This window comes from Amycolatopsis coloradensis (assembly GCF_037997115.1).
Classification (GTDB): Bacteria; Actinomycetota; Actinomycetes; order Mycobacteriales; family Pseudonocardiaceae; genus Amycolatopsis; species Amycolatopsis coloradensis_A.
Genome location: NZ_CP150484.1, coordinates 861,352 through 875,554, shown reverse-complemented (window position 1 = coordinate 875,554; position 14,203 = coordinate 861,352). Strand labels below are relative to the sequence as shown.

General features: G+C 68.2%; 14 protein-coding genes. 11 read left to right on the top strand and 3 right to left on the bottom strand.

All coding sequences use genetic code 11. From position 1 onward, the window contains the following. The first annotated feature begins 43 nt into the window (after nucleotides 1-43). Genes LCL61_RS03955 through LCL61_RS03905 form a run of 11 tightly spaced genes read left to right on the top strand, consistent with a single transcriptional unit; the run spans nucleotide 44 to nucleotide 9,929 of the window. Entirely contained in the window at nucleotides 44-823 is a 780-nt protein-coding gene (locus tag LCL61_RS03955) for a hypothetical protein (RefSeq protein WP_340685558.1), read from the top strand. A 2-nt stretch (nucleotides 824-825) separates the two neighbouring features. Continuing rightward, a complete protein-coding gene (locus LCL61_RS03950) occupies nucleotides 826-1,629 on the top strand; it encodes an MlaE family ABC transporter permease (RefSeq protein WP_125796979.1) in 804 nt (267 codons plus the stop codon). Between the two features lie 4 nt (nucleotides 1,630-1,633). Further along, the gene (locus LCL61_RS03945; RefSeq protein ID WP_034315131.1) at nucleotides 1,634-2,473 is read left to right on the top strand and encodes an MlaE family ABC transporter permease; all 840 of its coding nucleotides are present in this window, start codon (nucleotides 1,634-1,636) and stop codon (nucleotides 2,471-2,473) included. Beyond that, on the top strand, nucleotides 2,470-3,693 hold the full coding sequence (locus LCL61_RS03940) for an MCE family protein (protein ID WP_340685557.1): 1,224 nt from the start codon (nucleotides 2,470-2,472) through the stop codon (nucleotides 3,691-3,693). Before LCL61_RS03945 ends, LCL61_RS03940 begins: the two co-directional genes overlap by 4 nt. Then, nucleotides 3,690-4,703, top strand: coding sequence for an MlaD family protein (locus LCL61_RS03935; RefSeq protein WP_340685556.1), 1,014 nt, complete (start codon nucleotides 3,690-3,692; stop codon nucleotides 4,701-4,703). The genes LCL61_RS03940 and LCL61_RS03935 overlap by 4 nt, the downstream gene beginning before the upstream one ends. Beyond that, a complete protein-coding gene (locus LCL61_RS03930; RefSeq protein ID WP_340685555.1) occupies nucleotides 4,700-5,710 on the top strand; it encodes an MCE family protein in 1,011 nt (336 codons plus the stop codon). The genes LCL61_RS03935 and LCL61_RS03930 overlap by 4 nt, the downstream gene beginning before the upstream one ends. Further along, complete coding sequence (locus tag LCL61_RS03925) at nucleotides 5,710-6,714, top strand: MCE family protein (protein WP_340685554.1); 1,005 nt, start codon at nucleotides 5,710-5,712, stop codon at nucleotides 6,712-6,714. Before LCL61_RS03930 ends, LCL61_RS03925 begins: the two co-directional genes overlap by 1 nt. Beyond that, a complete protein-coding gene (locus LCL61_RS03920; protein WP_340685553.1) occupies nucleotides 6,711-7,691 on the top strand; it encodes an MCE family protein in 981 nt (326 codons plus the stop codon). The genes LCL61_RS03925 and LCL61_RS03920 overlap by 4 nt, the downstream gene beginning before the upstream one ends. Further along, nucleotides 7,691-8,791, top strand: coding sequence for an MlaD family protein (locus tag LCL61_RS03915; RefSeq protein WP_340685552.1), 1,101 nt, complete (start codon nucleotides 7,691-7,693; stop codon nucleotides 8,789-8,791). The genes LCL61_RS03920 and LCL61_RS03915 overlap by 1 nt, the downstream gene beginning before the upstream one ends. Nucleotides 8,792-8,796: 5 nt before the next feature. Continuing rightward, the gene (locus LCL61_RS03910) at nucleotides 8,797-9,300 is read left to right on the top strand and encodes a hypothetical protein (protein WP_340685551.1); all 504 of its coding nucleotides are present in this window, start codon (nucleotides 8,797-8,799) and stop codon (nucleotides 9,298-9,300) included. 11 nt (nucleotides 9,301-9,311) lie between these two features. Further along, a complete protein-coding gene (locus LCL61_RS03905) occupies nucleotides 9,312-9,929 on the top strand; it encodes a hypothetical protein (protein WP_340685550.1) in 618 nt (205 codons plus the stop codon). A 375-nt stretch (nucleotides 9,930-10,304) separates the two neighbouring features. On the opposite strand, the gene LCL61_RS03900 is transcribed toward LCL61_RS03905, so the two are convergent. From LCL61_RS03900 to LCL61_RS03890, 3 genes are all read right to left on the bottom strand, one after another. Further along, a complete protein-coding gene (locus LCL61_RS03900) occupies nucleotides 10,305-11,549 on the bottom strand; it encodes a PucR family transcriptional regulator (RefSeq protein ID WP_340685549.1) in 1,245 nt (414 codons plus the stop codon). A gap of 36 nt (nucleotides 11,550-11,585) precedes the next feature. Continuing rightward, nucleotides 11,586-12,776 carry a helix-turn-helix domain-containing protein gene (locus LCL61_RS03895; RefSeq protein ID WP_340688484.1) on the bottom strand — a complete coding sequence of 397 codons (1,191 nt, stop codon included), beginning with the start codon at nucleotides 12,774-12,776 and terminating at the stop codon, nucleotides 11,586-11,588. 340 nt (nucleotides 12,777-13,116) lie between these two features. Beyond that, on the bottom strand, nucleotides 13,117-14,106 hold the full coding sequence (locus LCL61_RS03890; RefSeq protein ID WP_340685548.1) for an alpha/beta hydrolase: 990 nt from the start codon (nucleotides 14,104-14,106) through the stop codon (nucleotides 13,117-13,119). Between the last annotated feature and the right edge of the window lie 97 nt (nucleotides 14,107-14,203).

Here is a 14,203-nt window from a genome sequence, read left to right as displayed (position 1 = left end):
CAGTTGGCCGTTCGGCCGGACAAGTCGAAATGAGGAAGCCCGTATGTCAGTGCTGACCGGGCGCGTTCTGCGCGCCCTCCTGCTTCCGGCGGTGCTGGGGCTGGGGGCGCTTTCCTTGGCTTCCGCCTCAGCCGATCCCGCCAGGACACAACAGACACCGGAAGCCCTCGCGCAGGAACCCGCCGTCGCGCAAGCCGGACTGACGTTCGGTTTCCACGTCGGCGACGAACAACAGCCCACGACCAGCCGCGTCGCGAAACTCGGTTCGGACATCACCTTCCCGCAGGGGCGGTTCGACGGCAAGATCCTCGGTTTCAGCGACACCTCGCCGATCACCGGCAAACTCGCCATCCCGTCGACGTCGAGCTACTTCGTCTCCTTCCGCTTCATGCCCGCCACCGGCACCGTCGAACTCATCCCGGACGGCGACGCGACCGGCGTTGTCGACGTGGACACCGGCGCCACGGGCGACTGCAAGGAGGTCGGCACCAACATCTGCGCGCATACCGATGTCACGAACAAAGTGTTCATCAAACTCTCGAACGTCAAAGTGGACGGCAAGGTCCTCGACGTCGGACCGAACTGCCGGACCGCGCAATCGGTCGCGGTGAACATCAAGGCCCTGGTGCCGCTCGCGTTCCCCGCCCCGCCGGTGAAGGTCACGAGCACCTTCACGACACCGGGGTTCACCGGATGCGGGGTGCGTGAGGATCTGAGCCCGTTGCTGACGGGGCTGGTGTCCGGTCCTGGAAACACCCTGGTCACCAACCTCAGGCTGCGATGCGTCGGCGATGGCCCGCCTCCCAACGGATGTGGAGCCTGACGATGGCCAATCCAGTCGCCCTGCTCGCCCGCGCGCCGGAGAAGGCCGCCGCGGGCCTGCGCGAGTTCGGCCGCATGTGCGCCATGGGGATCGACGTCGTCCTCGCGATGTTCCGCCGCCCGGTGCAGGTCCGCGAGTTCATCCAGCAGTTCTGGTTCATCGCGAGCGTGTCGATCACCCCCGCGATCCTCGTGTCGATCCCGTTCGGCGCGGTCATCTCGCTGCAACTGGGTTCGCTCACGAGCCAGATCGGCGCACAGCAGTTCAACGGCGCCGCGAGCGTCCTCGCGGTGGTGCAGCAGGCCAGCCCGATCGTGACCACGCTGATCATCGCGGGAGCGGGCGGTTCGGCGATCTGCGCGGATCTGGGCGCCCGCTCCATCCGCGAGGAGATCGACGCGATGGAGGTGCTCGGCGTCTCGCCGATCCACCGGCTGATCGTGCCCCGTGTGCAGGCGGCCATCGGCGTTTCGGTGCTGCTGAACGGTTTGGTCAGCGTCGTCGGCGTGCTCGGCGGCTACTTCTTCAACGTCATCGTGCAGGGCGGGACGCCGGGCGCGTACCTCGCGAGTTTCAACGCGCTCGCCCAGCTGCCCGACCTCGTGGTCAGCTCGATCAAGGCGTTCATCTTCGGTTTCCTCGCCGGCGTCGTCGCCGCCTACCGGGGCCTGAACCCCAAGGGCGGCCCCAAAGGCGTGGGCGACGTCGTCAACCAGTCGGTGGTGATCACGTTCCTGCTCCTGTTCTTCGTCAACACGATCCTGACCGCGCTGTACCTGCAGCTCGTCCCGGCGAAGGGAACCTGATCCCGTGACCAGCGTCCCCGAACGGGCCCGCGAGGCGTTCAAACGCCCCGGCAACAGTCTTTTCGAGCTGGGCGACCAGTTGCTGTTCTACATCCGCGCGCTCGCGGCGATCCCGATGGCGGTCACCCGCTACTTCCGGGAAGTGGTACGCCTGCTCGCCGAAGTGACCTTCGGCAGCGGGGCCCTCGCGGTGATCGGCGGGACCGTCGGAGTGATGGTCGGTCTGTGCGTGTTCACCGGGATCACGGTGGGGCTGCAGGGTTTCAGCGCGCTGAACCAGATCAACATCTCCGCGATGACCGGCTTCCTCACCGCGTACTTCAACACCCGCGAGATCGCTCCGCTGTCGGCGGGGCTCGCGTTGTCCGCGACGGTCGGCGCCGGGTTCACCGCACAACTGGGCGCCATGCGGATCTCCGAAGAGATCGACGCGCTCGAAGTGATGGCCGTGCGCAGCATGCCCTACCTCGTCACCACCCGGATCGTGGCCGGATTCATCGCGATCATCCCGCTCTACGTGATCGGCCTGCTGATCTCCTACCTCGGCTCGCGGGTGACCACGGTCGTCTTCTTCGGACAGTCCGGCGGAACCTACGACCACTACTTTTCCCTGTTCCTGCCGCCTGAAGACGTGCTGTGGTCGTTCGCCAAGGTCCTCGTCTTCAGCGTCGGCGTCATCCTCACGCACTGTTTCTACGGCTATCGCGCCGCGGGCGGCCCGGCGGGCGTCGGGGTCGCGGTCGGCCGCGCCGTGCGGACGTCGATCGTGCTGATCAGCGTGCTGGATCTGTTCCTCAGCCTGGCGATCTGGGGCGCCACCACGACCGTGAAGGTGTCCGGATGAGCGCGCGCGCCCGGACGCAGGCGGCGGGGGTGGTCTTCCTCGTCATCCTGGTGCTGCTCGGCTGGCTCGCCGTCGCCATCTTCAACAAGGACTTCGACCGCGCGGAACTGGTCACGCTCAAGACCGACAGGGTCGGCAACCAGCTGGCCCCGCCCGCCGAGGTCAAGGTCCGCGGCGTCCCGTTCGGCGAGGTCAGGGCGGTGCGGGGCACCGCGGAAGGCGCGGAGATCGATCTCGCCATCGACCCGGCGAAGATCGATCAGCTGCCGCGCAACGTCTCGGCGCGGTTGCTGCCGAAGACGGTGTTCGGCGAGCGTTACGTCAACCTCGTGCTCCCGGAGCGGCCCGCGGGAGGTTCGCTGCGCGACGGCGACGTCATCGGCCAGGACCGGTCTTCCAACGCGATCGAGCTGGAACGCGTCCTCGGCGATCTGCTGCCGCTGCTGCGTGCGGTGCAGCCGCAGAAACTGAACAGTTCGCTGGGCGCGATCTCGCTCGCGCTCGACAACCGCGGGAAGTCCTTGGGGGACAGCATCGTGCAGCTCAACGACCTGCTCAGCCAGGTGAACCCGCTGATGCCGCAGTTCAAGGCGGACATCACCGGTCTCGCCGACGTGGCGGATCTGTACACCGGCGCCGCGCCGGACATCCTCAAGGCGCTCTCGGATCTCTCCACCACCGCGAAGACCATTGTGGACACTCGGGCGGACCTCGACAAGCTGTACGCCAGCGTCACCACCGCGAGCGGGGACCTGAACAAGTTCCTGGTGCAGAACAAGGACAACATCATCGGCGTCAGCGTGAAGAGCAGGCCGACACTCGAGCTGCTTTCCCGCTATTCGCCCGAGTTCCCTTGCCTGTTCGACGCGGTGAACCGGCTCAAGCCGGTGATGGAGAAGGCTTTGGGCAAGGGAACCGGGGAGCCGGGACTGCACGTGACGTTGTCCGTCCACGACCCGCGCGACAAATACGTGCCGGGCCGGGACGATCCGCGGTTCGACCAGAAGGGCGGGCCGCGCTGCTACGGCGGCGGCGGGACTTCGGCGGCGGTGGCGTTCGCCGCCGATGGGGACCTCGGCCCGGCCAATTCGAAGGGGGAGCGGGGGCTGGTCGCCGAGCTGCTGGCGCCGTCGCTCGGGATGAAGCCGGCCGAGGTCCCGGACTGGAGCAGCGTGCTCGTGGGCCCGGCCTTGCGTGGTACGGAGGTGACCGTCCGATGAGGGGTATCGCGGGGCCGGCGATCAAAGGCCTGGTCTTCTTCGTGATCACCGTGGTGGCCACCGGGATCCTGGCCATCACCATCGCCAACTCCGGGGTCGGCACGACGGTCGGCTACACCGCCAGGTTCACCGACGCCACGTCGGTCAACCCCGGTGACGAGGTCCGGATGTCCGGTGTCCGCATCGGCCAGGTGGATTCGGTCGGGGTGGTCGAGCGTCGGCTGGCGGACGTGCGGTTCTCGGTCGAGAACAAGCGCCGCCTCACCGCCGGGGCCACGGTCACCATCAGGTACCGCAACCTCGTCGGCCAGCGATATCTCTCGATCGATCCCGGCCCGGACGGGCCGGCGGTGCTCGACGACGGCGCGTTGATCCCGCCGGAGCGGACGCATCCCGCGCTGGATCTGACCGCGTTGTTCAACGGATTCAAGCCGCTGTTCCAGGCACTTTCGCCGAGTGACGTCAACCAGCTGTCGTTCGAGATCGTCCAGGTGCTGCAGGGCGAGGGGAGCACCATCGACAGCCTGCTCGAACACACCGCCTCCCTCACGAACACCCTGGCGGGCAAGGACGAGGTGATCGGACAAGTGGTCGGGAACCTCAACACGGTGCTCGACACGCTCAACTCCCAGGGCGACCAGTTCGACAAACTCGTCGACGTCACCGCGCAGCTGGTCTCCGGGCTCGCCGGCGACGCGAAACCCATCGGGCAGGCGATCGGCGGGCTCGGGGAGCTCACCACCGCCACCGCGGATCTGCTCCAGGACGGCCGCGCGCCGTTGAAGGACAGCATCAACACCCTCGGCGACCTCTCGAAGAACCTGGCCGACAACACCCCGGTGTTCGAGCAGTTCCTGGCGAACCTCCCGAAGAAGCTGGACCGCATGGGCTCGATGGTCTCGTACGGCTCGTGGTTCAACTTCTACCTGTGCTCGGTGAAATCGGACGCGCCGCCCGCCCCGGGCGGCCCGCCGGTCGGGATCCCGCTGACCCAGGGACGGTGCCGGTGAAAGCGCCGAGGATCAAACCGTTCCGCAGCCGCAACCCGATCGTCGTCGGCGCCGTCACGGCACTGCTGATGGCGGTGGCGGGCTCGGCCACCTTCTTCTCCGACGATCTCCCGCTGGTCGGCGGCGGAACCACGTACGCGGCCGAATTCACCGAAGCCGCGGGTCTCAAACGCAACGACGAGGTCCGCGTGGCCGGGGTCAAGGTCGGCGAGGTCTCCGACGTGCTGCTGGACGGTGGCCGGGTCAAGGTCCTGTTCCGGGTCAAGGACACCTGGATCGGCAACCGCACCACCGCCGCGATCAAGATCAAGACCCTGCTGGGGCAGAAGAACCTGGTCCTCGACCCGGTCGGCAACGCGGATCTCGATCCGGACGAGCCGATCCCGGTGCAGCGCACGAGTTCCCCGTACGACGTCACCACGGTGTTCAACGACCTAGCGAACACGGTGGGAGCGATCGACACCGACCAGCTGGCGAAGGCGTTCGGGACCTTGTCGGAAACGCTCGGCGCCTCCACCCCGCAGGAGGTCCGGACCGCGTTCGACGGCATCACCGCGCTGTCCAAGACGCTCGCCTCCCGCGACCAGGAGCTGGTGAAGCTGTTCGAGAACACGAACAAGGTGTCGAAGACGCTCGGGGACCGCTCGCAGCAGATCGAGGCGCTGATCCGCGACGGGAACACCCTCCTCACGGAGCTGAACGCGCGCAAGGACGCCATCGCGAAGCTGTTCAGCGGGGTGAAGAACCTGTCGATCCAGCTCAAGGGACTGGTGGCGGACAACCAGAAGACGCTCGGCCCGGCGCTCGACCAGCTCGATCGGGTCGCCACCGTGCTGCTGCGGAACCAGGACAAGCTCAACGAGAGCCTGCGGCTGGCCGGGCCCTTCTACCGCCTGCTCGGCAACGCGGTCGGCAACGGCCGCTGGATCGACACCTACATCTGCGGGCTCGTCCCGACCGGCGGCACGCCGGGCAGCTGCATGCCTTCGAGGAAGGGGGGACGCTGATGGGGCGCCACTTCACGTTGTCGGATCTCGGGGCGCAGGCCCGGCGGCGGGCCTGGGTACGGAGGCTCGCGCTCGCCGTCGTCGCCGGGCTCCTCGTGACGGCGGCCTGGCCGCTGCTGACCAGGCAGGCCGACCGTGTCCTGACCGGGTTCTTCACCGCGACCGTCGGGGTGTACCCGAACACCGAGGTGCGGGTGCTCGGTGTCCCGATCGGTTCGGTGACCAAGGTCGAACCGCGCGGCACGAACGTCGAGGTGACCATGACAGTCCGGCCCGAGGTCAAGCTGCCCGCCGACGTCGGCGCCGTCGTGATCACGCCGAGCCTGGTCGCCGACCGGTACGTGCAGCTCACCCCGGTGTACGTCGGCGGGCCGGAACTGGCCGACGACGGACGGATCGCGCCCGAGCGGACCGTCACCCCGGTCGAGGTCGACGAACTCCTGGGCAGCCTCAACCAGCTGATGACCGCGCTGGGGCCGAAGGGCGCCAACCGGGACGGCGCGGTCAGCGACGTCCTGACCAAGGCCGCGGAGTACCTCGACGGTAACGGCGGCAAGCTCGGCGAAGCGATCAAGAACCTCGGCGAGTTCGCCAGGACCGCGAGCGATTCCAAGGACGACCTGTTCAACTCGGTCGACAACATCAGCAAGTTCACCGCGATGCTCGCTTCGAACGACGGCAAGGTGAAACAGGCGATCCAGCAGATCTCCTCGCTGAGCAAGATCCTTGCCGATCAGCGGGACCAGTTCTCCGGCGCGATGACCGAACTGACCGAAGCGCTCAGCGTGGTGCAGGGCTTCATCAAGGACAACCGGGGCAAGGTCAAGTCCGATGTGGACAAGCTCGCCGAGATCACCAAGCTGCTCAGCCGGCAGAAGGCGTCGCTGAGCGAAGCACTCGATGCCGCGCCGAACGCGCTGGCGAACGTGCTCGGCGCGTACAACCAGGGCGCGGGAACGCTGGACGGCCGAGGGAACCTCACCGAATTCTCGGGGGCGAAATGAAAACCAGGACACTATCCGCCGTCCTGGTCCTCGTGCTGGCCGCCACCGGCTGCAGCGGCGGTGTCGACGTCTACGACATCCCGCTGCCGGGCGGGGCCGCGCTGGGCGAGCGCCCGATCCGCGTCACGGCGAGCTTCACGAACGTGCTGGACCTCGTGCCCCAGTCCGGGGTGAAGGTCAACGATGTCCCGGTCGGTCAGGTGCGGACCGTCGAGCTGGCGCCGGACGGCCGAAGCGCGGTGGTCGGCCTGCTCGTCAACGGGGACGTGAACCTGCCTGCCAACTCCGTCGCACGCCTGCGGCAGGCGAGCATCCTCGGCGAGAAGTTCGTCGAGCTCGCGCCGCCTTCCGAGGGGACCCCGAGCGGGCGGCTGGTCGACGGCGCGGTGATCCCGCTGGCCAGTTCTTCGCTGACCCCGGAGATCGAGGAGGTGTTCGGTGCGCTTTCCCTGCTGCTCAACGGTGGTGGCGTCGCGCAGGTGCAGAACATCACCCGTGAACTCAACGACGCGCTCGGCGGCAAGGAAAGCGCGGCACGCAGCCTGCTGTCCAATTTGGACACGTTCGTGCGCGGCCTCGACGAACACAAGGCCGAGATCACTCGCGCCATCGAGAGCGTCAACAAGCTCGCGGCGACGCTGAACGCGAACACCGAGGAGATCAAGGCGACGCTGAACGGGCTCACCCCCGGCATCGAGGTGCTGAACCAGCAGCGTCAGGCGCTGGTCGGGATGCTCAAATCGCTGGACGGGCTGACCTCGGTCGCGGTCGACACGGTGAACCGCGGCAAGGACGACCTCGTCGCCGACCTCAAGGCGCTCGAACCGTTGCTGCGGAAGCTGGCCGACTCCGGGGACAAACTGCCGAAGGCGATGGAGATGATCTTCACCTTCCCATTCCCCGACGCCGCGCTCGAAGCCATCCGCGGTGACTACCTGAACACGTTCCTGACCTTCAAGAACAGTGGTGGCCGCTGATGCTGACCAAGTTCGTCCGCGTCCAGCTGGTGGTCTTCGTGACCATCGCGGTCCTCGGCGTCGCGTACGTGGGCGCGACGTACGCGGGCCTGGACAAACTGGTGCTCGATCGCGGGTACACCGTCAAAGTGCGGCTCGCCACCGGTGGTGGCATCTTCACCAACGCCGAAGTCACCTACCGGGGCGTGCCGATCGGCCGGGTCGGTGAACTGCGGCTGACGGCCTCCGGGATGGAGGTCGATCTCGAAATCGAGCCAGGCGGCCCGGAAGTGCCCGCGGACACCGAAGCCGTCGTCGCCAACCGATCCGCCGTCGGCGAGCAGTACGTCGATCTGCGGCCGCGCCGCGGCGACGGCGCCATGCTGCGCGACGGTTCGGTGATCGCCGAGGCGGACACGAAGATCCCACTGCCGGTGGACATCGTCCTGTCCAGTGTGGACTCTTTCGCCAATTCGGTGCCGAAGCCCGCCCTGCGGACCGTGGTCGACGAGCTGTACAACGCGACGTCCGACGCCGGGCCGGCGCTGGACCAGCTCGTCGGGCGGGGGATCGAGTTCGTGCAGGAGGCGAGCGCGCATGTCGGCCCGCTGACCCGGCTCGTGACCGACGCGCAGACCGTGCTCGACACCCAGGTCTCGCAGGCGGACGCGATCCGCTCGTTCGGTGCCAACGCGAAACTGCTCGCCGCGACCTTGAAGAGCACCGACGGCGATCTGCGGCGGCTGATCCCGGCCGTCCCCGCGGCCGCGAACGAGGTCAGCACGCTTCTGCGGGAGACCGGCCCCAGCCTCGGCATCCTGCTGGCCAACCTGCTGACCACCGCGGACGTGCTGGAAACGCGCCAGGACGGCCTCGAACAACTGCTGGTCACCGCGCCGAAAGCGGTCGCCGCGGGGCACGCGATCATGGGACCCGACGGCGCGCGCGTCGGTCTCTCGCTGACGTTCTTCGATCCGCCGCCGTGCGTCACCGGTTACGGGACCGCCTACCGCGACGGACTCGACACTTCGCCGCGTCCGTTGAACACCGCGGCGCGCTGTGCCCTGCCCAAGGGCAACCCCACGAACGTGCGCGGCTCGCAGAACGTGCCGGGAAGGTGAAGGCCATGACTCGAATCGCCGCGTTCCTCGCCGCGATCGCCACGGTTTTGGCGGCTTGGTTCGGCTACTCGTGGTGGAACGCGAGCCATGACGAAGGCGTCGCGCGGGCGACGGTCCGCGAGGAAGCGTTGCAGGTGGGCAAACAGGCTGTCGCCGCTCTGACCACTTTGGACTACCGGCAGGCGGAGCAGGGCTACCAGAACTGGCTGAACCTGTCCGGCGGCGCGTTGCACGACGAACTGGCGCGCGACCGTGAAGGCGGTCTCGGCCGGATCGGCCAGGCGAAGACCGTGACCACCGGCCGGGTCGTCGACGCCGCGGTGACCGAAGTGGACAGTGGCGGTGGAACGGCCGAGGTGATCGCTTCGGTCGAACTCGAGGTGCGGCCCGAAGGCGGGGAAGCGGTGACCAAGCACAACCGGTTCCGCGCCGGCCTGAACCGGACACCGGACGGGTGGCGGGTCACGTCGCTCGGCCAGGTGCCGGTGACCGACACCGGAAAGCCCTGACGGAGGACGGGATGACCACGAAACGAGCCGTCAAACCGGCGCGGCGCGCGGTGAAGGTCGCCGGGAAGATGGGCGCGAGCACGCGGGTTGCTGTGCTTGACGTACCCGAGGATGCTCCCGCCGTCGCTCCGGTGCGGCGGCGCGGTGCGGTGGTGCTGGGCGCGGTCGCGCTGGTGATGGCGGGCCTCGCGGGGTGGTTCGCCATCGAGGCGCGGGACACCACGGCGGTGCTGGCGCACAACACGGCGTTGACCGACGTCGCCACCACCGCGGAGGTGAGCGAGCAGATCGGCAAGGCGCTCGGCACGGTCTTCTCCTACCGCTACGACGACCCCGCCAAGAGCGAGCAAGCCGCGAAAGAGGTCCTCACCGGTCCGGCGCTGGGACAGTACGACCAGCTGTTCGCACAGGTCCGGGGGCTCGCGGCGGAGCAGAAACTGGTCGTGACCTCGACCGCGGTGGTCTCGGGAGTGAAGGTCCTCGACGGGGACCGGGCGTCGCTGCTGGTGTTCCTGGACCAGACCGGCGTGCGCGGGGACGGGCAACGCAGTACCGGTGCGGCTCAGCTGAGCGTCAGCGCGGAACGGGCCGAGGGGAGGTGGCGGGTGACCGCCCTGGCGGCCGCCTGACCGATTCGGAAGTACATGAAGGCTCCCTTCCTTGCGCCAGGCGCAAGGAGGGGAGCCTTCATGTACTTGGTAGGGAGGCCATGGCACCGGCTGGTACTCGAGGGGTGTGTGCAGGCCGTCTGACGGGACGGGCGGCGGTCTTCGCCTGTCGTGGTCGCCGACTGATGTTGACGTCACGGAGCCGTAGGTGGTGACTGTGTGGATTTTGGTGCGTTGGATGACCAGAAATCCACACGGTCCCGCATGAGCCCGGTGTGGGCGGTCGCATTGGTGAGGGGTGTGTGGAAATAGAGACGTTGAGTGTCCCTATTTCCACACATCCCTCACTCAACGCAACCAAGGCCCCCTCAAGTGAACCGAGTGACGCGCTAAGGCTCAAGAAGGGGCCGCCCGCAGGGCCAGGATCATCTCGAACCGTCGCTCAGGGTCCCGCAGCCCGTCCGCGAACAGCGCCTCCAGCTCCTGGGCACGGGACCGCACCGTCTGCGGATGCACGGCGAGCCGTTCCGCCACCTCGCGGACGTTGCCGCAGGTCTCCAGCCACGCCAGCAGCGTTCCCGCCAGCCGCGAATGCTGCTTCCCGGTCAACCCGGCCAGCGGCCCGAGGCGTTCCCGGACCAGCTCGGCGGCCAGAAACGGCTCCTTGAGCAGCCACAGGCGGGAAAGATGGTCGACGCACCACGTCACGGGCTCGTCGGCGAGCGCGCCGGAGTCGACGAGCCGCAGGGCTTCGCGTGCGGCCCGCAGCGAACGTGCCGCGAAAACGGGTGGGACGGCGGGGCCGATCGCGGCCCGCCAGCCGGTCAGTTCTTCGGCGAACCGGTCCCGTTCGTCCGGTTCGGGGGCGGGGAGCAGCAGACAGGGCGAGGCGCTCTCGAAGTCGGCCAGCGCGGTCGGCGCGGCCGCCGGTGCTTCGTCCGACGGCCGGTCGAGAGCGACGGCGACGAGCAGGTCCGGTAGTTGCCAGCGGGCCAGGTCGGCGGCGTGTTTGACGACGTCCGGCGGTGACGGTGGCTCGGCGAGCAGGAGTTCCATCAAACGGTGCCGCCGGCGCTCCAGTGCGCCGGCGGCCTTCTCCCGTGCCTCCGCATGGCCCTCGACCGAGAGCGCCGACAGTTCGTCGATATAGGCGAAGATGGCTTCCGCGAGCAGGCACAGCGTCGCCGAAGGAACTCCCGCGCGTCGGCCCGCTTCGGCCACGCGGCGCCAGGTCACCCTGGCGCCGACGCGGTACGCCGCCTGGAGGACGTCGACGTTGCGGCCCTGATGGAACTCCTGGACACCCAGGCTCAGGAACACACTCCGTCGGTCCTCAGACGGCGCTTCCGGGTTCCCGATCCGTTCCACGAACTGCAGGAACGCCATCTGGACGCCCGTCTTGAGCGCCTTCCCGAACGCGCCGTCCAGCGGCCGCGCGTAGTCGGGGATGGTCCGCTGGATCTCGCGGACCACTTCCCCGGCCACGTCGGCCAGCACCGGTCTGAACACCGTCGCCAGCTCTCTCGGCAGCAACGCCCAGAGCTGGACCGGGCGCCCGCTCGGCCCACCCGGCCGGGCAGGTGTGAGCAGCGGACCGTACGTCGCCTCGACCCCGCTGCGGGCGTCCTGCGGTCGGGTCACCTCGTCACCTCGTCGTGAGTGGGAAACGCTGATCTGTCAGTCCTCGGCGAGCAAGGCCTCCGCGCGCAGGGCGATCTCCATGTCGAGCCGGTCGTCGGCGTTGTTCAACCGGTCGCCGAAGAGATCGATGAGCTGGTGCATGCGGTACCGGACGGTCTGCGGATGTACCTTGAGTTTCTTCGCGATCTCCGGAGCACTGCCCCGGGATTGCAGCCAGATCAGCAACGTCTCGCCGAGCCGCGCCCGCTGTTTGGGGGTGAGGTCGTCGAACGGGGCGAGGCTGCGCGTGCACAGTTCACGGACCAGGAACTCGTCCGCGAGCAGCCACAGGGTGGACAGGTGATCGCTGTACCGCGTGACCGGATTGTCCGGAAGGACTCCTCGCTGGATCAGCCGCAGCGTGCGGCGGGCCCACAGCAAGGAGCGCGGCGCTTCGGTGAGCCGCACGGCCGGGCCGATCACCGCACGCCAGCCGGGGAGCCGTTCGGCGAGATCCTTCAGATGCTTCTCCGGGTCGCCGGTGACCAGGCAGGGTTTGGGGCCTTCGAAGTCGACGAGGACGTCGGCGTCCAGGTCGGCGCTGTCGGGGTCAAGCGGGCCGAGCCGTCGCTCCAGCGCGACGACAGTGATCTCGGTCGGCAGCGCCCACTGCGCGTTGGCGGCGTGGGACGCGATCGACTGCGGTGAGGACGGGGGATCGGAGAGCATCAGTTCGAGCAGCCTGCGCCTGCGTCTGGCCCTGGTGCCCGCGGCCCGCTCCTGCGCGGCCGTGTAGCCCTCGATGGACAGTGCGGAAATCTCGTCCACGTAAGCGAAAATCGCTTCGGCCGCGGTGCACAGGAGATCGGCGTCCGCTCCGATCGCCTGCCCGAATTCCGAAACGTGCCGCCACGCGACGCGGCCGCCGACACGGTAGGCCGTCTGGAGACAGTCGAGGCTGCGGCCCTCGTTGAATTCGACCTTCCCGAGGTTGCGGAACACCGCCGACCATTTGTCGAGCGGCGCCGTCCCCTGACCGACGGTGTCGAGGCAGTGCAGGATCGCCTGCCGGATACCCTGCGTGATGATCTGTCCGAACGCGCCTTCCAACGGCTGCGCGTACTCGGGGACGGCTCGTTGCACCTCCTGCAGGATGGCTCGTGCCAAGGGGTCGGCCCGCGGCCGGAACCGCTCGCCGAGGTCTCTGGGCAGTGACGCCCACAGGCCATTCGCACCGGTGCTGCGCACAGGTCGGTTCTCCACTGGGGTTCTCGGTGCCGGCGTGAAGGCGCGCGGTCGCTGGACCGGACCCGGTGGCTGGCGGAGCGGGGTGGCGGGGTGACGCACGCCGGGGTCGGGTCGTGCGGTCCGCAGATCGTGCCGCGAGAATCCGGTATCCAAGTCGGTCATGTTTTTTATCCTTGCTGGCAACAAAATCAGCCTCTTCAACGGTGAAGCCGATCCAGATTTTGTGGCTCACGCAACATAAAATCCGGCCGAGAGGACTGTCAACGGCTGGCGGGAGCTTGATCGGCCACCTGGATGGACTACACCCGAACGGGTGGTCCGATCCGATGGTGGGTGACATTCAGGCAGGCCTGAGATGGCGTCCGGATGACAATTTTTCCGGGACGTTTTCGGGCGCTTCCGCCGCCTCGCTGGCGCGGATGAGCACCTCGACGACCTCGTCCAGGCTCAACCGGGCCGGCGCGGTCTCAGTGAGGAAGCGTTCGAGCTCGTCACCGAACCGGGCCGGGTCGGCCACATGTGGAAAGTGTTTCGCATTTTCGAACACCGTCAATCGGCTGTCCGGCAGCACTTCGGCGGCCTCGCGGCCGTGGGCGACCGGGATGAGCGGGTCGTGCGCGCCCCAGACGACGAGAGTGGGAACCTCCCGGGCGAGGTAGAGCTTGTCGATCGCGCTCGCGCGCTGGCCCCGGAGGTCGATCAGGCTGCGCGCGATGAACAGGAACGCCCGCCGCCTGCCCGGGTCGGCCAGTGACGCGAAGTGACGGGTCAGCTCCCGGGTCTCGGGAGAGAGCTTTCCGCCGAGCGTGCGCCCGGCGGCGGCGATCCCGCGGGCGATCGCGACGGTGACCGGGTTGACCGCGAGGGTGAGCGTCGCGTTGGCCCCTGGCAGCGCCGTCGCGCGCAGCACCGGGGTCACCTGCGGGCCGAGCCCGGCGCTGCCCACGAGCACCAGCCGGGCGCACATCTCGGGGAACTGGTAGGCGAACTGCATCGCGATCCCACCGCCGAGGGAATGCCCGACGATGGTCGCGTGCCGGTTCCGGGTCAACGCGAGGACGTCGCGGACCACGCTGGCCATCGCGCCGAGACCGTAATCGGCCCGAGGTGCGGCCGAATCACCGTGGCCAGGCAGATCGGGGGCGAGGACGTGGCGCCCGAACCCGGTCCGTTCGAAGTGGTCGAGCAGTGGGACCCACGTCTCGCTGCTTCCCGAGATTCCGTGCAGCAGCACGAGCTGTTCACCCGTTGCGTCCTTTGTGGACGGAACGTATTCCCGTAGCCGGATTTCCCGCCCGTGCAGGGTCAGTGTGCGCGCTTCGAGGGCCATGTCCCGCCTTTCCGTTGTCAGGCGTCAAAATAACGTGTAGAACGCCGGGTTCGTCAGCGTGTCGCCGGACACGTCCGGCAATTGCGACCCGGGTGAC